The organism is Clostridium magnum DSM 2767 (genome assembly GCF_001623875.1).
Taxonomy (GTDB): Bacteria; Bacillota; Clostridia; order Clostridiales; family Clostridiaceae; genus Clostridium_AM; species Clostridium_AM magnum.
This window is the reverse complement of the sequence record NZ_LWAE01000004.1, coordinates 358,591-383,199: the sequence shown is the minus strand read 5'-3', so window position 1 is coordinate 383,199 and position 24,609 is coordinate 358,591. Positions and strand designations below refer to the sequence as shown.

Here is a 24,609-nt window from a genome sequence, read left to right as displayed (position 1 = left end):
TACATATAATAAACCAGTAGGGAGAATATGGTATGAATCAAAATGTTTTGCCACCAATGTACTTACAAGTAAAAAGTTTTTTTATTGAAAAAATTGAAAATAATGTATACAAAGAACAAGAGAAGCTTCCATCTGAAAGAGAACTTAGTGAAAAATTCCAAATCAGCCGTATGACAGCTAGAAATGCCATTACAGAGCTAGTAAATGAAGGCTATGCTTATAGAGATGGTGTAAGAGGAACTTTTGTTGCTAACAAAAAAGTAAAAAGAAATTTTATTACATTAGATGGATTTTCAGGCTATTTAAAGCAAAGTGGAGTTGTTGATGTAAAAACTAAAGTACTGGAGTTTTCATATATTGAGGCAGATAGTTGGTTATCATCAAAGTTAAATGTACCAATAGGGTCAGGATGTTATAAGTTAGTACGTGTTAGAATAGGAAATGATCAACCAATGGCAGTAGAGCATACTTTTATCAATGGAGCTTTTACAGAAGGGCTTCTAAAGTATGATTTTAGCAAAGAATCTCTATATAATATTTTAGATACGAAATATTCGTGTATGCCTAAAAAATCTGTAAATACACTAGAAATGTGCTATTTTAACAGCTATAATGCTAATCTATTAGAAGTGAAAAAAGGAACACCAGGATTTATTACAAAAGGAAAAGGCTATGATGAATTTAACAATGTAATTGAATATGTGGAGATTTATAATAGAGGAGATCTATTTAAATTTACATATGAGTTAAGAAGGTAGGTATTGAAAAATATACTGATTCTATTAAAGAAAAAAATAAGTAGGTAGGTATATACCATGTACCATACTCTATTTACAAATAATTAGGTATATACCATATACCACTAATGAAGAATATGGAGGAAAAGAAAATGGAATTAAGACAAATCATTACAGAGATTAAAACAAAACAACCAGAAATTAAGAGTGTGTTTTTCGTAGGATGTGGTGCATCTAAAGCGGAATTATATCCAGCAAAATATTTTTTAGAAGGAAATGCAAAAGAACTTCGCACTAGTTTATATACTGCAAATGAGTTTAATTATGCTACTCCTGTATCAGTAGATAGTTCAGCAATTGTAATTACTTGTTCACTAGGTGGCAATACACCAGAAACTGTAAAAGCAACTTCTTTAGCGAAATCTTTAGGTGCACATGTAATTGCAGTTACTCATACAGAAGGTGCTCCAATTACAAAAGATGCTGACTATGTTGTACTTCATGGATTTGAATTAAACTATGCTGCTAAAATGGAAAAAATGACAAAAGTATTAGCTCTTGCCGTAGAGATTTTAAATCAATACGAAGGTTATGCTTACTATGATAAAATGGTAGATGGTTTTGGGAAAATCTATGATTTGATTGAAAAAGCAGTGTCTTCTGTTGTTCCACAGGCAAAAGAATTTGCCAATGCATATAAAGATGCTCCAGTAATTTATGTTATGAGTAGTGGAGCTACACATGAAGTGGCTTATTCATTTTCAATATGCCTAATGATGGAAATGCAGTGGATTAACTCAGGAAGTTTCCATGATGGTGAATTCTTCCATGGACCATTTGAAATTGTAGAAAAAGATGTACCATTCTTATTACTGATGAATGATGGAAGAACAAGAGCAATGGATTCAAGAGCACTTGATTTCTTACATAGATTCGATGCAAAGACAACAGTAGTAGACGCAAAAGATTTTGGTTTAGGATCAGAGATTGCAAAGGAAGTAGTAGACTACTTTAACCCAATGTTAATTTCAGGTGTATTAAGAGTATATGCTGAACAATTGTCAATTGTTAGAAATCACCCTCTTACTAAAAGAAGATATATGTGGAAATTAGAATACTAAAATTGATTTTTTCTTAATTAACTGGTATCATTTCGGTGATACCAGCTTTTATTTATATATAGCAATATAAAAGTTTGATTTATACTATAGGAAGGATGAAACTAATGAAAAGTATAAAAGCAGATTGTCATATTCATACATGTGTTTCACCAGACTCCAAAACTTCTTTGAAGGAAATATGTGAAAGTGCTTGTAGACATGGTTTAGACTCTATTGTAATTACCAATCACTTTGAATACTACACAGGAAAAGAAAACAAAAAAATAAATATGGGTATATGTTTCATTGAGAATAGTTTAAAAGAAATAAATGAATGCAAAGTTGAATTTGGAGCAAAGTTAGAAATCCTGTTTGGAATGGAAATGGGTCAGGTACATTATTGGCCAGAAGACGTTAAAAACATTATAAAATCTTATGCTTTTGACTATTTGATTGGATCCATTCATAAAATAGAGGATATTGATTTAAAATATGGAGATTATTCGAATGAGAATATAGAAAAACAAAACTTAGACTATTTAAGTTTGCTATATGATATGGCTACTAAGGGTGAATATGATTGTATTGGCCATTTTGATTTAGTAAAAAGATATGCAGCAAGCCGTAATGTAAAAATTAATCTTATGGAACGATACAAGAAAGAAATAGAGGACATTCTTAAGGCAGTTATAGAACGAGGAAAAGGTATTGAAATTAATACTTCGGGTCTTAGACAGTTAAGTGGAGAATTTATGCCATCTATTGAAATTATAAAGCTGTATAAAGAATTAGGTGGTCGTATTATTACAGTAGGTTCAGATGCTCATACAAAGGAAGATGTTGGCGCTGGTATTGATGAAAGTATTGGTTTATTAAGGAAAATAGGATTTAAACAGATTGCTATTTATAGAGGAAGAAAGCCGTATTTTTATGATATATAGAAGTGAAATATTGTAAATAGGATGTGGTAGTAAAGTATTTTATTAATTAAGAACCATTTCATGTGAAAGTTTCAGAAAATTATCATTTAGGAAAGATATGATTCAACAAATTAAAAAAAATTTGCTTTGTATAATAAAGTATGTTATTATTAATGAGAACTTAAATTAATAGTAAATAATTTAACACAAATATATTTCAATTAGTACTTAATAAATATAGTATGGTGATATCGAGATTTTATTAGTGAGTTATTACAATGAGTTTAAGAATAATAAAATTTCGGAGGTACACATTATATGAATGGTACAGTAAAATGGTTTAATGCAGAAAAAGGATTTGGATTTATTACAGGAGATGATGGAAATGATGTTTTTGCACATTTTTCTCAGATAAATTCAGAGGGTTATAAATCACTTCAAGAAGGTCAAAAAGTTTCTTATGACGTAGTTAACGGACCAAAAGGACCTCAAGCAGAAAATATTACTATTATTTAATTAATGAGTATTTTACCCCTTGAATAGTTATTCTATTTAAGGGGTTTTTAGTTTACTTATAATTAGATTTTGAGACAATACAAAAAGTACTGATGAAGATAAAAGTGGATAAAAACAACAAACGGGCAGCCAGTTTGTTTAATAGCAACAAACTGAAAAATTGATAGCCATTTATAAAGGAGAAAGATGTTATTTGAAAATTTAAATATTATTGACCCTATTTTGAAAGCTTTAAAAAACGAAGGTTATACTAAGCCTACTCCTATACAGGAACAATCTATTCCAGCTATACTTGAAGGAAAGGATTTGCTGGGGTGTGCTCAAACCGGTACTGGAAAGACAGCAGCCTTTGCGATACCTATATTGCAGCTTCTTTATAGTAAACAAAAATCTCTAAAGGGACCCAGAAGTATTAAGGCATTAGTATTAGCTCCGACTAGAGAGTTGGCCATCCAAATTGGAGAAAGCTTTAATTCCTATGGAAAATATACAGGGCTAAAGAATACTGTTATTTTTGGTGGAGTATCACAAAAATCTCAGACAGATGCATTAATGGCAGGAGTAGATATTTTAATTGCAACACCGGGAAGATTGATTGATTTGATGCAGCAAAAATATATAAGCCTAAACAATATTAAGTTTTTTGTCCTTGATGAAGCAGACCGAATGCTTGATATGGGGCTTGGACATGATGTAAAAAGAATTATAGCAAAGCTTCCCAAGACTAGGCAGACAATGTTGTTTTCTGCTACTATGCCTCAAGAAATTTCCAAGTTAATAGAATCAATTCTTGTGAAACCTGTAAAGGTAGAAGTTACTCCTGTTTCATCTACTATTGATACTATTAAGCAAGCAGTGTATTTAGTTGAAAAAAGAAACAAGAAATCTTTGCTTATTCATCTTCTAAAGGATAAATCTATTGAATCTGTTCTTGTATTTTCTAGAACGAAACATGGTGCAAATAAAATAACTGGAGATCTTATTAAAGTAGGAATAGAGGCTCAAGCTATTCATGGGAATAAGTCACAAAATGCAAGACAACTTGCTTTAAGTAACTTTAAAGAAAAGAAAATAAGAGTTTTAGTAGCAACGGATATAGCTGCAAGGGGGATTGACGTAGAAGAATTGTCCCACGTAATAAACTTCGACTTACCAGATGTACCAGAAACCTATGTTCATAGAATCGGACGTACTGGAAGGGCAGGCTTAGAGGGGATTGCAGTTTCCTTTTGTGATGAAGAAGATAGAGATTCTCTTAAAAATATTGAAAAAACTATATCAAAATCAATACCTGTGATTGAAGATCATCCTTATCTTATGAGCAATTCAAGTGTATTTGTAAGTAATTCAGGTGTAGTAAAGAATAGGGATGTTAGAAAGAAAGCATCTGGTGAGAAAACCAAAAAGAGCAGTTATTTTAGAAAAAATAAAAAGAAGAGTTAATGTATCAAAAACCATAGTGTTGTTTTGGATAAGGTTTCCAAACAACAACTATGGTTTTTTCTTTCACTTTATTATAACTTGAACCCTACCTATTTTACCATCACTCAATCTTACTTTTATTCCTCTAGAGTGATAGGTAGAATTTGTAAGTATATCTTTTACAGTTCCACGTGTCAATTTTCCGGTGCGTTGATCTTCCTTCAATACAATATCTACAAGCCTTCCTGCATAAACATCTTCTCTTCTTTTGTTATCCATATATTGGTGATCCTTTCTGTTTAATACTATAATCATACCACAAGAAATTACTGTAAACAAATATGGGTTTATCTATAGTGGGTTTTAAATTATTTAGATAATCTAATTGATTATGCTAAATATTTTAAAAATATAAATAAATATTTAGTGAAACCATTCATAATAGTTTATTACTCTTATTGTTTATATTTAGATAATAAGAGAATATATAATATTAAAAATCCAGAGGGGGATAACTATGAAAAGAAGAATGAAAACATTAATGAGCTGCTTAGCAACCTTGTGTATGGTAGGTGCTTTATTTACAGGTTGCCAGACAAAGACACAGGAGGCTGTAAAACCAGCAGAAAGTTCCAGTGCTAAGAAATTGATAGTTATAATTACACCGTCACATAGTAATCCATTTTTTAAATCTGAAGCACAGGGTGCTGAGGCTAAGGCTAAGGAACTTGGTTATGAAACATTGACACTTGTACATGATGATGATGGAAATAAACAAAATGAATTATTTGATACTGCCATTTCTAGAAAGGCAGCTGCAATTATATGTGATAATGCTGGTGCAGATATTACAGTGGCCGCAGTAAAAAAAGCTAAGGCTGCTAAAATACCTACATTTCTTATAGACCGTGAAATAAATGTTACTGGTGAAGCAGTTTCACAAATAGTAGCAAATAACTTCCAAGGTGCAAAACTAGGAGCAGAAGAATTTGTTAAGCAAGTGGGCGAAAAAGGTAATTATGTAGAGTTAGTAGGTAAAGAGTCAGATACAAATGCTGGAATAAGATCAAAAGGCTATCACGATGTTATTGATCAGTATACTGAAATGAAGATGGTTGCTAGACAAAGTGCAAACTGGAGTCAAACTGAAGCTTACTCCAAGATGGAATCAATAATACAAGCTAATAAGGATATAAAAGGTGTAATCTGTGGAAATGATACTATGGCAATGGGAGCAATGGCAGCAATAAAAGCTGCAGGGCTAAAAGATATTGTTGTAGTAGGTTTGGATGGTAGTAATGAAGTTAGAGATTCTATAATAGCTGGTGATATAAAAGCTACAGTACTTCAACCTGCATTTATGATATCTCAATTAGCAGTGGAACAAGCTGATAAATATATTAAAACAGGTTCAACAGGAGAGCAAGAAAAACAACTTAAGGATTGTGTATTAATTACTAAGGAAAATGCAAAACAATTTGATACCTTTAGTATGAAGAAATAATAAAAATTTTTTATGGAATATAGGATTAGAAGCAGAACTTTAAATTATACTCCGAGATATGTTACCAAACTTCAGCACTGTTAAAAACTTTTAATCAGTCTAAAGTTTGTGTTTTATAAAATCCAAGAATATTCGATAAACTCGCTTTGCTGAGACAATCGAATATTCTAAGATTTTATAAAACACTTCACTAAGACTGATAAAAAAGTTTTTAAATGTGCTTCAGTTTTGGCAACACATCCCTACGTATAACTTAAAGTTCAAGTTAGAAAACCTACATTAAAATATTATTTTAAGATGAGGAGAGTATCATGAGAAAGAGATGTGAATCTACTGATAAAGTTAATAGTATGAGGAAAGTAAAGATACTATCATTAATTGCACTGTTGGTACTTTCATCTTTCATGCTTTCTGCTTGTAAGTTGTTTACGGTAGTTAAGGATAGTAAGGATAAGGATTCTAAACAAGGTGTTGCGTTTTATTTTGATGATAAAAGCTTTGATGCCAATAAGTTTATTGATTCTGAATGGGATAGTAAAGTAATGCCAACTATGGATAAGCGTTCGGTAGAGGTTTCAGAGGTAACTAAAGAACTTAAAAGTAATGTAGAGAATGCTGGGAAAAAGTATGGGATAAGAAGTGGACAGGAAGGAAACGCATGGAATTTTATTGTAAAAGGTAAGGGTAAGATACTTGCAGTAAATAAACAATCGAAAAACGGGACTATAGATATAGATCTTGAACCTTATGATGGAAAGGCTGACTTAAAGATTCAAATCGGTACTGTAATAAAAGGTACAGCGATAAGAGACTCTTTGGACTTCATAAAATTCGATGATTATAAAAATCAAATGGTATTCGCTGAAATATCTAATGCTATTCATAAAAGGATTAATGAGCAAATATTAAGTAAAGTAAATTTTGATAATTCTAAGGATAAAAAAGTAGATTTTGTTGGTGCATTTACTTTTGAATCTTTAGATAAAATTGTTGTTACTCCTGTAAAAATAGAGATAGCAGGAGGTGCAAAATAGTGGAAGTAAACAATGATGCTATTGATACTAAAAAAGAAGACGAAGTGTGTCTTGTGGCTAATGAGGTGACGAAAATTTATCCGGGAACTGTAGCTTTAAATAAGGTTAATTTTAATGTATATCGGGGTAAAGTGAACGTACTAATTGGGGAAAATGGAGCTGGAAAATCCACTTTAATGAAAATAGTTGCAGGGATAGAGCAGCCCAGTGAAGGTACAATTACCTTGAATGGAGAGGAACTACATCTAAAAAATACGAGAGAAGCATCAGAAAAGGGAATAGGTATTATACATCAAGAATTAAATCTATTTCCAAACTTAACTGTTGCACAGAATATTTTTATGGGGAGAGAAAAAACAAAACATGGTTTTGTATTAGATCATAAAACTCATATAGAGAAAGCTAAAAAATTGCTTAAAAAGCTTGAGCATCCAATTGATCCTAATACATTAGTTAGTGAGCTTAGGGTAGGACAACAGCAAATTGTAGAAATAGCAAAAACTATGGCACAGCAGGATTTGAAGGTTCTTATAATGGATGAACCTACCTCATCTTTGAGTAATGCTGAAGTAAAGGTGTTATTTCATATTATTAATGAACTAAAGGAACAAGGAATATCTATTGTGTATATTTCTCACAGAATGGAAGAGATAATGGCTATAGGTGACTATGTTACTATACTCCGTGACGGCAAGTTTATTGTTGAAGAGAGAGTAAAAAAATATAGATATCCAATGGATAGTAAGAAAAATGGTTGGAAATAGTGGTACAAAGATTATATCTAAAGAGGAAAAAAATATAGGTGAGGAGCTGCTAAAAGTAGATGCCTTAACACTTCCTAGAAAAGGTGAAGGGTACACTTTAGAAAATATATCATTCTCATTGAAATCTGGAGAAATATTGGGGATATATGGACTTCTTGGTGCAGGTCGTACTGAGCTTCTTGAGTGTTTGATGGGAATGCATCCTGAATCAACAGGTGAAATATATCTTAAGGGTAAGAAAATTATACCTAAATCTATTTGGGGACAAATAAAAAAAGGATTTGCTCTTATACCAGAAGATCGTCAAAGAGAGGGACTTGTACAAGTCTTATCTATTGCTAAGAATATGACATTAGCAAGTCTTTGGAATTATACAAAGGGGTTTCATCTTATAGATAAAAAAGAAAATGAATGTATAACGGATAAGATAAAAGATTTAGAAATAAAGGTAGCAGATAGAAAGCTTCCGATTCTTTCCTTGAGCGGTGGCAATCAGCAAAAAATAGTTATAAGTAAGGGAATTATGACATCACCAAAGATCTTACTCTTAGATGAGCCTAGCAGAGGAATCGATATTGGAGCAAAGGCTGATGTTTTTAGGATAATAAATAAGTATGCTGATCAGGGCTTAGGGATAATTGTGATATCCTCTGAACTAAAAGAAATAATAGGGATTTCTGATCGTGTCATAGTATTGTCTAATGGAAAACTTACAGGTGAATTTAAAGGAGAAGAAATTACTGAAGAAGCTCTTATAAAAGCTTCGGCAGCAGGGCAAGTTAGCAAAAATAGTGAGAAGGTTATTAAGGCATCTTCAAAAAATAGCTAGTCAATCTACTAGTCTATTTTACGTCATACTGCGTCGGCAGAATCCTTAGATAGGGTCGGATATCTGCGGAACCTGTCTCCTTGTCTGACGCAAAATATCCGTCGCATCTTTGTCTTGTTATTTTATTTCAGATGCCTAAATTTAAGGAGGAAATCTAATATGAGTGAATTAGCAACATCGGAAAAGGATAAGAATCTGTCTTTAGGAATGCTACTTCTAAAAGCTAGAACTTTTATAGCTTTAATAATTCTATTTATAGTATTTAGTTTCCTAGCCCCTAACTTTCTATCTACAAATAGTTTGATACTTATAGCTAAACATGTGGCTTTATATGCACTTTTGGGTATAGGTATGACTTTGGTTATTATAAGCGGAGGAATTGATTTGTCCGTTGGTTCTATAGTAGGATTTGCGGGAATGATAGCTGGAGGATTTATAAATCAAGGTTTGAGATTAAGTATGTTTGGTGTAACAATATATTTCAGTGTACCTGTTATTATTGTCATTACTCTTATACTTGGTGTACTTTTAGGTGCAATAAATGGTTTTGTTATTACTCGCTTTAATGTAGCTCCTTTTATAGCTACTCTTGGTAGTATGTATGTTGCTCGTGGTTTTGCCTTAATTAGATCTAATGGAGAAACCTTTGCTAATATAACGGGAAATCCTAAATTGGGGAATATAGGATTCGAGATATTAGGGGCTGGAAGAATACTTGGTTTACCAATTTCCATATGGATAATGATAATTGTGGGATTTGCTACTGCTTATATCTTAAAGAAAACACCATTAGGATGGCATATATTTGCTGTTGGAGGTAATGAAAAGGCTGCAGAATACTCAGGTATCAGAGTTAAAAAGGTAAAAATGATAGTATACATGATTTCAGGTCTGTGTGCTGCCATGGTTGGACTTATTGTCTCATCAGAATTAGTTGCTGCTCACCCTCAAACCGGTAACACATGGGAAATGAATGCTATTGCAGCTGCGGTTTTAGGGGGAACTTCTATGGTTGGTGGTATTGGTACTATAGGAGGTACACTGATAGGAGCTTTTGTTATTGGAGTACTTAATGATGGCATGGTTATGATGGGAGTATCTGAATTTTGGCAAATGGTTATAAAGGGATTTGTAATTGTAATTGCAGTTATTGTTGACCAATTTCAGAGAAATTTACAGAATAAGTTTGCTCTTCAGAGAAAGAATGGTTAGATATTCACTTCATTATATAAAGTCTTATATTAAATTTGGAGGGATGCTCGGTGGTTGATGTAAGTTATCTAAAAACAAAAGCTAATCAGATCAGAAGAGATTTAGTGACTATGATATATGAAGGTAAGGCAGGTCATATAGGAGGTGCTCTTTCTAGCACAGATATAATGACTGTCCTTTACTACAGTATTATGAAAGTTAACCCGCAAAATCCAAGATGGGAAGATAGAGATAGATTTATATTGAGCAAGGGCCATAGTGTAGAGCCGTTATATTGTATTCTTGCAGATAAAGGATTCTTCCCTAAGGATAATCTCAAAACTTATAGTAAGTTTGGGTCTACCCTTATTGTACATCCAAATAATAAAAATGCAGGAGTTGAAATGAATACTGGAGCATTAGGTCATGGGTTACCTGTGGGGGTTGGAATGTGATACCTGTAGATGGGAATGATGTTGCTGAACTTCAAGAAGTGTTGTTAAGCTTGCCGAGGGTAAAAGATAAGCCTACACTTATCATGGCTTATACAACAAAAGGTAAGGGAATATCCTATATGGAAAACCAAGCTAAGTGGCATCACGGTGTACCTAGTGAAGAACAGCTTAAATTGGCATTAAAAGAGCTCAGTGATTAGGGTTTGCAGTCTTTTAACCTGACTAACTTGGCGTAAGTCTCCCACTTCATATGAAACTCCTGTTCCTAGCGTCAGAGGAGTACTCAAAGAGTAAGCGACCATCACCAAATCATAGATTTGGGATGTCTGCTTGACCGATTCACACAAAATCGTAGATTTTGGTTCTCTGCTTAACTGGGAGTTCAACGCCAAGTAAGCCATGCATTCGCAGCTCTAAAATTCAGATGGGGTAAAAGAATCCCCCATCTCAATTAAGATCTTGCTTCAAGAGCTTATAATTAATAAAGTTCTAAAATTCAATTGCAATAATTTTTATGTGCTGTAAAGGGAGGTAGCTTATGAACAAAGTACCAAATAGACAAGTAATTTGTGACACACTGATAGAGCATGGAAAAGAGGATAGAAATATAATTGTTGTGACTAGTGATTCTAGAGGATCTGCTTCAATGGTTAGTTTTGCAAATACACTTCCAGAGCAGTTTGTGGAAGTTGGAATTGCAGAACAGGATCTTGTAGGAATCTCTGCAGGTCTTGCAGCCTGTGGTAAAAAGCCTTTTGCAGCTTCTCCGGCAAGTTTTTTAACAATGAGAAGTATTGAACAGATAAAGGTAGATGTAGCCTATTCAAAAACAAATGTGAAGCTCATCGGTATAAGCGGAGGAGTGAGTTATGGTGCTCTTGGAATGTCACATCATTCACTACAAGATATAGCATCAGTAAGATCAATACCTGGTATTGCAATAATACTACCAGCGGACAGATTTGAAACTAAAAAGATGACTGAAGCCCTTCTAAAGTACAATGGTCCTGTCTATGTGAGAATCGGAAGGAATCCAGTAGAAGACGTATATGAAGATGAAAATTATGAATACCAAATCGGTAAATCAGTTACTATGAGGGAGGGAAAGGATTTAACAATAATAGCAACTGGTGAAACTGTTAAACCACTTGATGAAGAGGCGATAGTGAAAGCGGCAGAGGATACAGGGCGTATTATAACTATTGAGGAACACAGCATATTTGGTGGACTTGGTGCGGCAGTTTCTGAAGTAGTGGTTCAGAAAAAGCCTGTTTCAGTGAGAATATTAGGGATACCGGATGAGGCTGCTATTGCAGGATCTAGTTCTGAAATTTTTCAGTATTATGGACTAACTGCAGCTAATTTATGTAAAGTTTCAAAGGAGATGCTTTCAAAGTAAAAATAATAATATTTATGGCTATATAGGAGATGCTAGGGGGGATATTTTGGGAAAAGGTTATATTCTTGCAGTAGATCAAAGTACCTCAGGAACTAAGACAATGGTTGTAGATAGTAAAGGTGAAATACTTGCAAGGAGCTCAAGGGAGCATAAACAGTACTATCCTCAGCCTGGTTGGGTTGAACATGATCCTTTAGAAATATATGAAAATGTTAAGTTTGTTTTAAGAGATGTAATGGAAAAAAACGGTCTAGCTCCAGATTATATGGATGCCTTAGCTATTACAAATCAGAGGGAGACTGCGGTAGTATGGGATAAAAACACTGGATTACCAATATATAATGCTATAGTGTGGCAGTGTAGAAGAACTTCAAAGTTCTGTGATGAACTAAAGAGTAAAGGACTTGAAAATACTATAAAAGATAAGACTGGTCTTATGTTAGATCCTTATTTTTCAGCAACTAAAGTGAAATGGATACTTGATAATGTAAAAGGTGCAAGAGAGAAAGCTAATAGAGGAGAACTTCTATTTGGAAATATAGATGGATGGCTGATTTGGAAGTTAACAGGTGGTAAAATTCATGCTACAGATTATACAAATGCCAGTAGAACTCTACTGTTTAATATAAAAACTCTTCAGTGGGATAAAGACCTTCTCCACATATTTGACATACCTGAAAGCATGCTTCCTAAGATTAAATTCTCAGATGATATATTTGGAAGTACAAAAATAGGTGAACTATTCAATATAAGCTTACCCATATCGGGCATTATTGGTGATTCACAGGGAGCTCTTTTTGGACAGCAGTGTTTTGAAGTTGGAATGGCAAAGGCTACCTATGGCACAGGATCTTCCGTTTTGATGAATATCGGTAAAAGCTATATAGAGCCTAAAAGCGGATTGGTAACAGCGGTTGCCTGGGGGGTAGGTGGAAAAGTAGAATATGCCTTAGAGGGGATTATTCACTGTACTGGGGATGCTATAAAATGGGTTAAGGAAAATCTAGGATTGTTCCAAGATTTTTCACAAATGAATCAGATGATAAGTTCTGTAAAAGATAACGAGGGGGTATATGTAATACCTGCTTTTACAGGACTAGGAATACCTTACTGGGATACCTATGCAAGAGCAGCTATAAGTGGAATGTCTAGAGGCAGTAATAAAAATCATGTTGTTAGAGCTGCTGTAGAAAGTATAGCCTATCAGATAAGAGATGCTGTAGAAGTAATCCAGGACGAGAGTTCCATACCATTGAGAGAACTTAGAGTAGATGGTGGTCCAACAGGTAATAAATTTTTGATGCAGTTTCAGGCAGATATTTTAAAGGTAAATGTAGCAAAGGCAGCAATAGCAGAACTGTCAAGTATGGGTTCTGTGTATATTGCAGGGCTTGCAGTAGGGGTGTGGAAATCTAAGGAGGAAATAAAAGCATTAAGAAAGGCTTCAGAGGTTTATGTACCTATGATGGAAGAAAAGTTAAGGAAACAGTATTATTCAGGCTGGAAAACAGCTGTTAAAAGAATATTAACTAAATGAATTCTGTTTGACAAATAAATATGGGGGGCTGAAAATTATGGATTTCAAAATTAAATTAGGTGTAGCACCTACAAGAAGGTCAATATTTAGCAAGGAAGACGCACTTAAATTTAAAGGACTAACAGCAAAAAAACTTCAGAAACTTGGTATTGATTATGTTGATATTGAGGGGATAAATGAAGAGGGGCTATTACACTCAGAAAGTGACGTAGATAAGATCGTTGAAAAGTTTAAGGAGGAAAAGGTAAATGCATTATTTTTTCCACACTGCAACTTTGGTTCAGAAGATCTTGTATGTAAAGTGGCTTCTGAACTAAAACTTCCAATATTACTTTGGGGACCTAGAGATGAGGCGCCGCTAGCAGATGGATCGAGGCTTAGAGATTCTCAGTGTGGATTATTTGCAACAGGAAAGATATTAAGAAGATTCAATCTTCCTTTCACATATATACCAAATTGTACTTTAGAGGATGAGACTTTCGAAAGAGGGTTAAAGAATTTTATAGCAGCAACAAATGTTGTTAAAGAGTTTAAAAAGATCAGAATACTTCAAATTTCCACAAGACCTGCAGATTTCTGGACAATGATGTGCAATGAAGGGGAACTTCTTGAGAAATTTGGAATACAAATAAGACCTTTAGCAATGTCTGAATTCGCAAATAGAATTTTAAAGCTTGAGAAGGAAAATGATTCTGAGGTTAGGGATACTATAAGATACCTTAAGAGTAATATGGAAATTTGCGTTCCGGATAATGCTGTCACTCGACTTGCTGCTATGAAGGTTGCTATGAAAAGATACACCGCTGAATTTGGATGTAATGCAGTAGCGATACAGTGTTGGAATGCTATGCAAGAAGTATTAAGTGTAATGCCATGTGTAGCTAATGCACTTATGACTGATGAGGGTATACCAGTAGTGTGTGAAACAGATATACATGGAGCAATAACAGCAGTTATGGCTCAGGCAGCGGCTATGGGCAAGACTGTTCCTTTCTTTGCAGATTGGACTGTTGTACATCCTACAAATAAAAATGGTGAACTTCTTCAGCACTGTGGTCCATGGCCATTATCACTAGTAAAGAAAGGAATAAAAGCTAAGTTTGGAGGGCCTTTTGCATTCCCAGAGCATCTCCCAGGATCTGTTCATGCTGAAATTGAAGGGGGAGAAATGTCTATTTTAAGATTTGACGGAGATCATGGAAAGTACTCAGTTCTCTTAGGAAATGCAAAAGGAATAGATGGACCTTTCACCCAAGGTACTTATGTTTGGATAGAAGTTAAAAACTGGACAAAGCTTGAGGATAAACTTGTTACAGGACCATATGTGCATCACTGTGTAGGCATACATTCTGACATAGTTCCAGTAATATATGAAGCTTGTAAATACATCCCTGAGCTTTCTCCAGATTTATATGATGATAACGGAGAAGAAATTAAAAAATGGCTTAGAGGATAATAGGGTTAATAAACCAAGTTTTCATATGTGATCCAAGATAAGTAATATTTGTATAGAGGCAGTAGTTTTAAGCTGTCTCTATATTAATATGGACAAAGTAAAGTAACTTGTAGAGATAACTGGGGATGCTAGGTTTATATAAGAAAATATTGAAAAGTATAATAACTTTATAAAGTCAGTTGAAAAAGAGTAATAATTAATGATATACTAAAGGATAAGAAAACGTATTACTAATAAAAGCAGCATTTTTAGTGTATGAATAAGTATAGATAGAGGTAATATGAAAATGAATAAATTAAATGCTATAGATCAAGAAACAATAAAGGTGTTGAATCAAAAAAAAATAATTCAGCTGCTTTATAGAAACAAACAGATGACTAAGCAAGATATCTCTAAGGAGCTTAAGATAAGCATTCCAACAGTTATAAGTAATGTTAAGGAGCTTATAGAGCAAGGTTTTTTAGATGAGGCGGGGGTTGGAGAGTCCTCAGGAGGAAGAAAACCAACAATAGTAAGATTTCTTCCAGATTCCAGGTATTCTTTTGGAGTATGTATTACAAAGGATCAAGTCAGGATTATTTTAACAAATCTTAATCTTGAGATTATAGCCGATAAGTCTTTGGATATGCCTGAGGAATTAGACAATTTTAATAGCTTGGTTTTACAAATTAAAAAAGAAATAGATCATATTATAGATATCAATAGTATACCTATAGATAAGATATTGGGAATAGGTTTTTCTTTGCCGGGGACTGTTGATGAAAAAAAGTTGTTGTTAGAAAATGCCCCAAATCTAAAATTAAAAAACATAAGTTTTGAGAATTTTCAACACAATTTTCAATTTCCACTTTTTACGGAGAATGAGGCAAATGCTTCAGCCTATGCAGAATCCTTTATAAATTTTAATGGTATTATAAGTAGTTTAGTTTTTATATCTATTACAGAAGGTATTGGAACTGGTATAATTATTGGTGATAATCTTTACAAGGGGTATAATAAACGAGCTGGGGAATTTGGCCACATGACTATTGTAAAAGATGGAAAACAGTGTAACTGTGGTAAGAGAGGCTGTTGGGAATTATATGCTTCCAAAAAGGCATTAGTCAATGAATATAGAAAAAAATTCGATGATTGTGATAAAAAGTTAAACGATTTCCTAGAGTTATCAAAAAGTAATTTACTGGCTAAGGATATATTGGATAACTATCTAGGTTACCTAGCTGAAGGCATTAAAAATATAATATTAATGCTAGACCCTAGAGATGTGATTATAGGTGGAGAATTATCTAACTATAAAACTTTAATAGAAGCAGATTTAAAGAAAAAAGTATTTCAAGAGAATAGTTTCTATAATCAGGAGGAGTGCAAAATATCCTTCTCAGATTTAGAAGAGAATGCATCTATACTTGGAGCAGCTCTATTACCTATGGAAAAGTTATTTTATTTAAATGAGAAGATAATTTAGACTGACTAACTTGGCGTAAGTCTCCACTTCTTCAAGTGATAGTTCAACGCCAAGTAAGCCATGCATTCGCAGCTCTAAAATTCAGATGGGGTAAAAGAATCCCCATCTGAATTAAGATCTTGCTTCAATTATTATACTAAACTATGGAAGGAGAAATATACAATGGGGATTACAAGAAGCTTTTATGGAAAAACATTAGAGGGAAAAGATGTCGATATTTTTAAGTTGAGCAACAATAATGGTATGGTGGCTGAAATATCAAACTATGGTGGTGTAGTAGTATCACTTATGGCGCCAGATAAAAATGGTAAAATTGATGATGTTGTATTAGGATATGATAAGCTAGAGGGATATATAAAAGGAAAATGCTTTTTTGGTGCAATCATAGGAAGACATGCCAATAGAATTCAGGATGCAAGTTTTGAGATTAATGGTAAAGTGTATAATGTAACAAAGAATGAAGGAGAAAATCAACTTCATGGTGGACTTATAGGTTTTGATAAGGTTGTATGGGATGCAGAGATAGTAAAAAAAGGCGAAGATGAATGTCTTCAACTTTCTTATACAAGTAAGGATGGGGAAGAAGGATATCCAGGAAATCTTGATGTCAAAGTGATATATGCACTAACTAATGACAATGCGCTTAGTATTGAGTATTTTGCAGTTTCAGATAAGGATACTGTGGTAAACCTAACTAATCATTCATATTTTAATTTATCTGGTCATGGATCTGGAGATATTCTAAAGCATCAGCTTATAATTGATGCTGATAAGTTTACAGTAAATGATAAAGAAAGCTTACCTACAGGAAAAGTAAGAGATGTAAAAGGAAGTCCGATGGATTTCACAACATTAAAATCTGTAGAATCAGGAATCTTTAGTGAATGTGAACAAATTACTTTCGGCCATGGCTATGATCATAACTGGGTATTAAAAGTAAGTGGTCAAAAGCCTGAAAAAGCAGCAGAAGTCTTTGATCCATCTAGTGGAAGAGTCATGGAGGTGTACACTACAAAACCAGGAGTACAGTTTTACAGTGGTAATTATGTTGATGAATCTGAGTCCTGTAAAGATGGTGCTACATATGGAAAGAACAGTGGTCTGTGTCTTGAAACTCAATATTTCCCAAATGCATTAAAACATAAACACTTTCCTTCACCAATATTAAAGGCAGGAGAGGAATATAAACATACTACTATATATAAGTTTTTGAATAGATAGCAGATATATTTAACTTAAGACATATAAAATATAAGCTATAAGCCTGTGTTTTGTATGTCTTATATTATAAAGAAATTGGAGATGCAAAGATAAAGTAAAATATTTATGTATAGTACTATCTATAGCATAATATAATTATTAAAGCCTTAAAAATGATGAAAAAGGCTTAGGTAATATCAAGCAAATAAAAGGAAAATGAAGCAAAGTATATTAAAACAAAGAAAGGAATATAAAAACTTATAAAAAGGTATAAAAAACCACATTGCTATATATTACCTAACAAGTTATAATTATCATATAATTCTTGTGGGGGTGTAATAATGAGAAACTTAAAAAAATTAGCAGCTATTGGTATGGCTATGGCAATGACTATGTCTTTCTTTACAGGATGTAGTTATGAGGGAAAGACACTTGCGGATGCACTTAGTAAGAAGGTTACGAGCTCAGAGTTTAAAACAGAAATTGGGTTAAGATTCACTGCAGATAACCTTTCAGCTGAAGAAAAAGAGGGCGTTACGCAAATTATTCCTATGATTAATGGCTCAAAACTAACTATGACTGGAAAAGTTAATGAAAGTTCAGATGGTAAAACAGGAAAGCTTCAATCAGATGTAACAGTGAAATCTGGAAGTATGCCTATGGATATGAATATGAGTATATGGGCAGATACAAATCTAGAAAATGATAAGACTGTAGTCAAAGAAATTATTAAAGTGCCATCTATGCTAGAGCAACAGATGAATGGAAAACAATATTTAGTGCTAGATAGTAAAACGATGCAAGGAGATAGTACAAGCGTAGATTTTGATAAAATATCAACAGTTAGTGAAGACATGCAGAAAAAATTATCTGCAGTAGTTACTAATAGTATAATGAATTTTAATCCAGGATTTAAGTTTGTTACAGACAGAGGATATAAAAATATTAAAGTGCCAGAAGGTACAAAGCAGGTACATGTTTTCCAAGTTAAATTAGATGATAAAGGTTTCAAACAGCTGGTAAAATATGCTTCAAGTAATTTAGTTAATAATAAAGACGCAAGAGACTTCTTAAAAGATTATATAATTACAGTAATGCAATTTTCTAATTTAAATCCAGAAGAATTAAAAACTTCTCTAGCAGAAGTGGAAAAATCTTTTGCAGATTTTGAAAAAGGTTTACCAGAGTTTAATAAACAAATGAACAAGACATTAAGTGCCTTTGATGCAGTTCCATTAGTTGGAGCTAAGGGAATAGTAATTGAATATGCAATAGACCGCGCTGGTTATATCGTTAATGAAAAAGGAAACATAGACTTAGTATTTGATTCAGCAAAATTTATACCTGTAGTTCAAAATTTAAATGGTACAAGCACTACAGCTGAACCAAATAAGATTACAGGTGTATATAACTTAGGAATTGACTTCGATACAACTAATTTTAATATCAATAAAAATGTTGAAATAAAATTACCAGAAGTAAATGAACAAAATTCTATTAAATTTGAAGATTTAATGAAGGAACCTGAAGCTAAAAAGACTGCTATAATTAATACAATAGCTGCACGCTAAGAAAAAGGAGTGGGATCAGAAATCCCATTCCTTTTTCTATATGAAGTAGAAACTTGAATCAGGTTACTTAATGAGAAAATAAACACAAATTGAAATATATAAATTGATTTAATATTTTCCATAATCAAGGCCATACACTAAGCGCAATAGCTGTAGATATAGAAGTTGCTGATTTAATTATTACTGGTGATCATGTCTTTTGTAATGTTGCTTATTTGTGCTATTCTACGCCAGAGATGATAAGAGAAGCATTAAATAAAAAAAGTACATGGTGTATTTACTACGCACTTTCCACATACGTCACTACCTACACTATTTGGATGATCACCAGATTCATCGGTGTAAGAGCTTCCGAATTCTGTATATAATTGTGCATTTTTTCTTAGTACCTCATAACACTTATGTCTATCATATCCATCTAAAGTTAATGCCCCTGATGGACAATGTTTTACACATATACCACAGCTTTTATTCTTTTTATATAAGCAAAATTCATCTTCTAAAGGTGAATCCGGGCTAACATCTAGATTGGTCACAATGGTGCTATATCTTCCACAGCATCCGACCTTATTTATAAGCATATTATTGATACCAAAGGTCCCAAGACCAGCAGTTTTTGCAAAATGTCGATGAGACCAATTGCTTTTTAATATCTTTTGGTCAAAGGTAGAAGCTTCTGGTGAAACACCTGCATGATATCCTATTTTTCGTAGTTTTGATATTATATAGTCATTCAGCTTAACAAACATTGCATTGGTTTCTTCATAAGCCAGTGCCCATTCAGGGGAGGAAATATCTCCAGCAATTCGATTTGTATTAGCTAATTCTTTAGTAAATGGAATAAAATATGCTATTACAATAGAGGCATCGGGAAGTACATCAATGGGTAATTTATGAGTTGCTGTAACAAGTTTTTTCAAATTTAAAATGTAAGGATGATTAGCATCAGCAAATCCTACTAAAGGCTCACCCCATTTGGTTGCAATATCATTCTTTTGCTCGTATTCCTTAACAAAGTTTCGTATCATTTCAGTGATTTTTTCTTTCATTCTAAAGCATGTCCTTTCTTTTTATAAGTTTATTGAATTAAAAAGTTATTATGTTTTTTCAATAGCTATTTTTTAATAATGCATTACTAATTTTAAGAGGTTAACTGTTTAAAGAAAAAAGACTATTTTAAACAGTCTTTTAAAATATTATTTATATATAATTATATCTTTTTAATTATATAAGTCTTTGCTGAAATATAGTTAGTTTTTAGTCTATTTTTTGATTTTTCTTCTAAACTCAACAGGTGATATTTTTTCTAAGTGTTTAAATACTTTAGTAAATGATGAATTGTATTCATAACCTACCATCTGAGAAATTTGTAAAATTGTTAAGTTTGTATTTAAAAGGAGTTCTTTTGCTTTTTTCACTCTTAAATCTTGTATATATTCAACCGGTGTGACTTTCATTTTATTTTTAAACCATTCGGTATAATAACTGATATTGTAATGCTCAATAGTTGCTAATTTTTTTAAATCTATATCTTCAGCAAAATGTTCATTTATGTATTTTATAGAATCAGCAATATTTTCATGTGCGATAAAATCATAACAATATAGGAATAGGTTAGTAATGGAACTAGAACTTTTTTTATTATTAGCTTCATTTAGAAATAAATATCTTATAGCTTTCCACTTATCATCAAATTGGAGTTCCTTTCCACCTATAAGCTTTTCCATATCAGATTTGCTAATTATATTATTAGAAATATCTAAAACTAAAAATTCGTTACTATTATCAGCTCTAAAAGTGTGTTTACAATCTGGAGGAAGAAAGAACAAGTGATCGTCTTTTAATGTTAGCTTTTTATAATTGGTTTCTATATAAAGTTTACCATGCATGGGTAAAATTAATTGTGCATGTGAATGAGCATGTGTATTAAATTTATAATCATATGTTCTGCGTTCACAATTTACACTATTCAATAGTATTCACCTCTTCTTTTTATATACAATAACTCTAAATTTACATATTAATTTTATTATAGCATTAACCTTAATTATATACCCATTCAAAATAATGTTTACCATACGTACTATATAGTATGAAACCACATATAAGGGGGAAACAAAATGAAAAAACATATTATTGGAATTTTTGCGGGAATATTTCTATTTTCATCAACTGGATTGGTATATGCCGCACCAGACTCTAACACAAGTACTGAATCATCAACTACAACTTCTGTAACGGAACAAACCGGTACAACAAGTGTGACTGAGCAGCAGACGACTAATGCAGCTATACAAAACGATACAACTACTAAAACAACAGAAGTATCTGAAGATGAACTTAAAGATATAGCAGGAGTAGTTCCTGGATCTCCTTTTTACAGATTTGAAAGGGCTATTGAAGATCTGAAACTTAAAATGGCAAGCAGCCAGGAAAAACTTTCAGCTCTTAATGCCCAATATGGAGTGGAGAGGGCTGCTGAGGCTGCAGTATTGACTGAAAATGGAGAAAATGAATTAGCAGATAAGGCTGTTGAGGAATATATCGAAAATTTAGCAGCTGCCACTGAACACCTGAATACTGCTATTGAGGCAAAAGATGAGGCGGTAGAGATAATGAAAGAGCTTAATGAGGCATTTTCCAAAAGTCACTCTATTTTACAGGTAGTATTGGAAAAGGCACCTGAGAATGCAAAGGCAGCTGTAGAAGAGGCTATGAAAAATCAAGATGGAGCAATTGCAGCGGTTCAAGGTTTTTATGCAGCAAAAAATGCATTCTTTTCAGCAAAGCAGAAACTTCAAGCAGCAAAGAAGGAACTAGAAATAGCACGTAAAGGCGGAGATCAAGCTGCAATAGCAGCAGCGGAAGCAAAAGTAGCAGCGGCTGAAGCTAATAAGAATGAAATGGAAACACTTAAGGACGCTGCTGAAAAGGCCAAAGAGGAAGTTAAGGCTTTGTCTAAAAGGACTGAAAAACTCATCGAAAAAGGAACTGATCAAGTAGAAAAGGCTAACAAGCAGATGGACAAGATATCAGAGAAGAAGGATAAAGATGAGAGTAGAGCTAAAGAGCAGTTAAAGAAGGCTGAGGAAAAATCTGAGCAAGAAGTTAAGAAGCAAGAGGAAAAATCCAAAGAACAGTTAAAAAATCAGGAGGAAAAGTCCAGAGAAGAACTTAAGAAGCAGGAAGAAAAGCAAAGAGAAGAATTGAAGAAACAGGAAGAAAAGCAAAAAGAGGAACTGAAGAAAGCGGAAGAGAAAAAGAAAGAAGAAGCAAAGAAGGCTGAAGAAAAGGCTAAAGGGGCCGAAAATAATGACAAAGATAAAAACTAAAATTGTATAAATTCTAAAAGAGAGAATCTAGATATAAAGGGTTCTCTCTTTTATGTCATTCTAAGTAAATTACTTATACATGATTCTTCTGTAGGAAAAATAATATTAATAATACGCTTTTGTGGACGAGTTTTTTTATTGGAGGTGAGGATGTGCTAGATCCAGGGCAAATACTAGATAAAAAATACGAAGTAATAAAGGTCTTAGGACGAGGCGGTATGGGGACAGTGTTCCTCTGCAAGAATAACAGGTTAGGAAATCTTTGGGCAGTTAAGGAGGTAAATAGTCAGTGGAAGGATCAAGTGGACTTTCTTACTGAGCCTAATATATTAAAGAATTTAAGCCATACAGGAATTGTGCGAATTACTGATATATTTTATGAGTACGACAATTTATACATTGTTGAGGATTATATTGAAGGGAAGACATTAAAGGAGTATGTAGATACCAATGGTCCGTTATCTTCTGAACTGGTAGAGGATATTTCACTGCAGCTGTGCAGTATACTAGATTACCTTCATAGCTTTAATCCACCTATTATATATAGGGATTTAAAACCCTCAAATATAATGATAACATCTAATAATAAGGCAGTGCTTATAGACTTTGGAATAGCACGGATCTATAAAGAAAGCCAAGAAGGTGACACTATGATCTTAGGTTCTAAGGGATACATAGCACCAGAGCAGCTTGAGAATATTCAATCTAACATCCAAACAGATATTTATTCTCTTGGTGTCACTATGTTTTTTATGCTTACAGGAAAATCTGCAAGCCAGGCTACAGAACTCATGTTTGATAAGAATTACCCTGAGCATGCACCTAAGGATTTAGTTAAGGTTATTCAAAAGGCTTCAGCTATAGAAGCTGAAAACCGCTATAGTAATGTAAAGCTGATAATGTCTGAGCTTAATGAGATTATGTCTGATGAGGAATACAATAAAACAATGCTAATAAATTCCGATGAATCTATTGCTGAGGCTACTAAAACAGTTCTAGTAAAGAATAAAAAGCTTAGCAAGAGAATTAAATTAATTATAATAGCAGTACTTGCTTGTATAATAGCTTTGGTTATTTTTTTAGCATTGCTCATGGAGAATAAAGCATCAGTTAAAAAAACTTCTGAATATCCTGCTGTTCCTAAAGCATCTGAGAAAACTGAAACGAAACAGGAGTTGAAGATGGACGATGAAAAAAACGAGGGTGAGCTTAAAAAGCAGGGTGAAAAGTCCAAGGAAGAACTGAAGAAGCAGGAAGAAAAGGAAAGAGAAGCACTGAAGAAACTAGAAGAAAAGAAAAGAGAGCAATTGAAGAAAGCTGAGGAGAAAAAGAGAGAAGAAGCAAAGAAGGCTCAGGAAAAGGCTAAAGAGGCCGAACATGATGACAAAGATAGAGATTAAATTAATTCAGGTAATACTTTACTATTTGTCCCAATAAAAAATATACTCCTCCTTGAAGTAAACAGTTTTTATTATTTAAACCGTCTACTACAAGGGGAGTATACCAATCAATTGGCGACCCTTTCTTACATGCTTTTCTTAAGTAGAAGCCAATTGTTACACAAATCACATCTGTAGCAATTCTGGCCAACTTAAAGTTGCTTCCCAGTTATTGATTAGTACAGGACGTTCCCTGGCCCATGCACCGGATAGATGCATGAACTCATAATCATAATCAGGCAAATCTAATGATAGACTCATTATACGTGTCAGGTCTAAATTCTGATTTCCCTTATTTTCTATTTTTACACTACGGGCTATTGCATCATAATCATTAAAAATAGTATATAAAAGTGTGATTTCTGAATTAATCAAATTATCTCTTAGAAGGATTTCTAAAGTAGAAGCTTCATTATCCTTTTCTGTATAAGTAGCAGGAAGTCCTGAAAGTTTAGGTTTACCATTGTAAATCTTATGGGATACATACTCAAAATTTGTAATTCTACTGCCGTTTTCTTGAAGTATTTCTATGGCAGGATATTTAAAATCTGTTGCTCCGTATACTGGATATTCCTGCTTTATATGATCCATGGAAAAGTATAGATCACCTTCATACACATAAGATATCATAGGACGATGTTTCATTTCTAGAAGATAATCATAACTTTTTTTATCTGGTATACGTTTTCTGAAATATAAATAGAAGTCCCATATATGCTACTAATGGTTTGTTCTTAA

Annotated in this window: 23 protein-coding genes and 1 pseudogene; 20 read left to right on the top strand and 4 right to left on the bottom strand. The window is 33.1% G+C overall.

Annotated features, from left to right (window positions below; all coding sequences use genetic code 11):
- Positions 1 to 32: 32 nt before the first annotated feature.
- The 5 genes from CLMAG_RS18520 to CLMAG_RS18500 all read left to right on the top strand — a co-directional run bounded on the left by CLMAG_RS18520 (position 33) and on the right by CLMAG_RS18500 (position 4,716).
- Positions 33 to 758 carry a GntR family transcriptional regulator gene (locus CLMAG_RS18520; RefSeq protein ID WP_066626081.1) on the top strand — a complete coding sequence of 242 codons (726 nt, stop codon included), beginning with the start codon at positions 33 to 35 and terminating at the stop codon, positions 756 to 758.
- 131 nt (positions 759 to 889) lie between these two features.
- A complete protein-coding gene (locus CLMAG_RS18515; RefSeq protein WP_066626078.1) occupies positions 890 to 1,858 on the top strand; it encodes an SIS domain-containing protein in 969 nt (322 codons plus the stop codon).
- Between the two features lie 104 nt (positions 1,859 to 1,962).
- Positions 1,963 to 2,778, top strand: a complete 816-nt coding sequence (locus tag CLMAG_RS18510) for a histidinol-phosphatase HisJ family protein (RefSeq protein WP_066626076.1) — start codon at positions 1,963 to 1,965, stop codon at positions 2,776 to 2,778.
- A 297-nt stretch (positions 2,779 to 3,075) separates the two neighbouring features.
- Positions 3,076 to 3,273 carry a cold-shock protein gene (locus CLMAG_RS18505; protein WP_066626073.1) on the top strand — a complete coding sequence of 66 codons (198 nt, stop codon included), beginning with the start codon at positions 3,076 to 3,078 and terminating at the stop codon, positions 3,271 to 3,273.
- Between the two features lie 186 nt (positions 3,274 to 3,459).
- Positions 3,460 to 4,716 carry a DEAD/DEAH box helicase gene (locus tag CLMAG_RS18500; protein WP_066626070.1) on the top strand — a complete coding sequence of 419 codons (1,257 nt, stop codon included), beginning with the start codon at positions 3,460 to 3,462 and terminating at the stop codon, positions 4,714 to 4,716.
- Positions 4,717 to 4,779: 63 nt separating this feature from the next.
- On the opposite strand, the gene CLMAG_RS18495 is transcribed toward CLMAG_RS18500, so the two are convergent.
- The gene (locus CLMAG_RS18495; protein ID WP_066626068.1) at positions 4,780 to 4,974 is read right to left on the bottom strand and encodes a YwbE family protein; all 195 of its coding nucleotides are present in this window, start codon (positions 4,972 to 4,974) and stop codon (positions 4,780 to 4,782) included.
- A gap of 238 nt (positions 4,975 to 5,212) precedes the next feature.
- On the opposite strand from CLMAG_RS18495, the gene CLMAG_RS18490 reads away from it, so the two are divergent.
- The 13 genes from CLMAG_RS18490 to CLMAG_RS18440 all read left to right on the top strand — a co-directional run bounded on the left by CLMAG_RS18490 (position 5,213) and on the right by CLMAG_RS18440 (position 19,100).
- Positions 5,213 to 6,199 carry a D-ribose ABC transporter substrate-binding protein gene (locus CLMAG_RS18490; RefSeq protein WP_201787661.1) on the top strand — a complete coding sequence of 329 codons (987 nt, stop codon included), beginning with the start codon at positions 5,213 to 5,215 and terminating at the stop codon, positions 6,197 to 6,199.
- 311 nt (positions 6,200 to 6,510) lie between these two features.
- Positions 6,511 to 7,233 (top strand): DUF2291 family protein, encoded by a 723-nt coding sequence (locus CLMAG_RS18485; protein ID WP_066626065.1) that lies wholly within the window; start codon positions 6,511 to 6,513, stop codon positions 7,231 to 7,233.
- Positions 7,233 to 7,997: an ATP-binding cassette domain-containing protein gene (locus CLMAG_RS33845; protein WP_242873074.1), complete on the top strand. Its 765-nt coding sequence runs from the start codon at positions 7,233 to 7,235 to the stop codon at positions 7,995 to 7,997. The genes CLMAG_RS18485 and CLMAG_RS33845 overlap by 1 nt, the downstream gene beginning before the upstream one ends.
- Positions 7,984 to 8,826, top strand: coding sequence for an ATP-binding cassette domain-containing protein (locus CLMAG_RS33840; RefSeq protein WP_242873073.1), 843 nt, complete (start codon positions 7,984 to 7,986; stop codon positions 8,824 to 8,826). Before CLMAG_RS33845 ends, CLMAG_RS33840 begins: the two co-directional genes overlap by 14 nt.
- A 159-nt stretch (positions 8,827 to 8,985) precedes the next feature.
- Positions 8,986 to 10,038 (top strand): ABC transporter permease, encoded by a 1,053-nt coding sequence (locus tag CLMAG_RS18475; RefSeq protein WP_066626062.1) that lies wholly within the window; start codon positions 8,986 to 8,988, stop codon positions 10,036 to 10,038.
- 50 nt (positions 10,039 to 10,088) lie between these two features.
- Positions 10,089 to 10,472, top strand: coding sequence for a thiamine pyrophosphate-dependent enzyme (locus CLMAG_RS34775; RefSeq protein WP_341420449.1), 384 nt, complete (start codon positions 10,089 to 10,091; stop codon positions 10,470 to 10,472).
- Complete coding sequence (locus CLMAG_RS34770; protein WP_341420448.1) at positions 10,469 to 10,672, top strand: thiamine pyrophosphate-dependent enzyme; 204 nt, start codon at positions 10,469 to 10,471, stop codon at positions 10,670 to 10,672. The genes CLMAG_RS34775 and CLMAG_RS34770 overlap by 4 nt, the downstream gene beginning before the upstream one ends.
- Positions 10,673 to 11,010: 338 nt before the next feature.
- Entirely contained in the window at positions 11,011 to 11,871 is an 861-nt protein-coding gene (locus CLMAG_RS18465) for a transketolase family protein (RefSeq protein WP_066626060.1), read from the top strand.
- A 46-nt stretch (positions 11,872 to 11,917) separates the two neighbouring features.
- Positions 11,918 to 13,408, top strand: a complete 1,491-nt coding sequence (gene glpK, locus CLMAG_RS18460; RefSeq protein WP_073393382.1) for a glycerol kinase GlpK — start codon at positions 11,918 to 11,920, stop codon at positions 13,406 to 13,408.
- A 37-nt stretch (positions 13,409 to 13,445) separates the two neighbouring features.
- Entirely contained in the window at positions 13,446 to 14,864 is a 1,419-nt protein-coding gene (locus CLMAG_RS18455; protein WP_066626058.1) for an L-fucose/L-arabinose isomerase family protein, read from the top strand.
- A gap of 286 nt (positions 14,865 to 15,150) precedes the next feature.
- Entirely contained in the window at positions 15,151 to 16,329 is a 1,179-nt protein-coding gene (locus CLMAG_RS18450; RefSeq protein ID WP_066626056.1) for an ROK family transcriptional regulator, read from the top strand.
- Positions 16,330 to 16,491: 162 nt separating this feature from the next.
- Complete coding sequence (locus CLMAG_RS18445; protein ID WP_066626055.1) at positions 16,492 to 17,550, top strand: aldose epimerase family protein; 1,059 nt, start codon at positions 16,492 to 16,494, stop codon at positions 17,548 to 17,550.
- Between the two features lie 320 nt (positions 17,551 to 17,870).
- A complete protein-coding gene (locus CLMAG_RS18440) occupies positions 17,871 to 19,100 on the top strand; it encodes a hypothetical protein (RefSeq protein WP_066626053.1) in 1,230 nt (409 codons plus the stop codon).
- Positions 19,101 to 19,351: 251 nt separating this feature from the next.
- Here the strand turns inward: CLMAG_RS18440 and CLMAG_RS18435 are convergent, their stop codons facing one another.
- Entirely contained in the window at positions 19,352 to 20,149 is a 798-nt protein-coding gene (locus CLMAG_RS18435) for a (Fe-S)-binding protein (RefSeq protein ID WP_066626051.1), read from the bottom strand.
- A 161-nt stretch (positions 20,150 to 20,310) separates the two neighbouring features.
- Positions 20,311 to 21,073, bottom strand: a pseudogene (locus CLMAG_RS18430) (AraC family transcriptional regulator).
- Between the two features lie 147 nt (positions 21,074 to 21,220).
- On the opposite strand from CLMAG_RS18430, the gene CLMAG_RS18425 reads away from it, so the two are divergent.
- Positions 21,221 to 22,432: a DUF5667 domain-containing protein gene (locus tag CLMAG_RS18425; RefSeq protein WP_066626049.1), complete on the top strand. Its 1,212-nt coding sequence runs from the start codon at positions 21,221 to 21,223 to the stop codon at positions 22,430 to 22,432.
- 152 nt (positions 22,433 to 22,584) lie between these two features.
- Positions 22,585 to 23,832 carry a serine/threonine-protein kinase gene (locus CLMAG_RS18420; protein ID WP_066626046.1) on the top strand — a complete coding sequence of 416 codons (1,248 nt, stop codon included), beginning with the start codon at positions 22,585 to 22,587 and terminating at the stop codon, positions 23,830 to 23,832.
- Between the two features lie 165 nt (positions 23,833 to 23,997).
- Here CLMAG_RS18420 and CLMAG_RS18415 read toward each other — a convergent pair whose 3' ends face one another.
- On the bottom strand, positions 23,998 to 24,585 hold the full coding sequence (locus CLMAG_RS18415) for a glycoside hydrolase family 36 N-terminal domain-containing protein (RefSeq protein ID WP_082831997.1): 588 nt from the start codon (positions 24,583 to 24,585) through the stop codon (positions 23,998 to 24,000).
- Positions 24,586 to 24,609 lie beyond the last annotated feature (24 nt).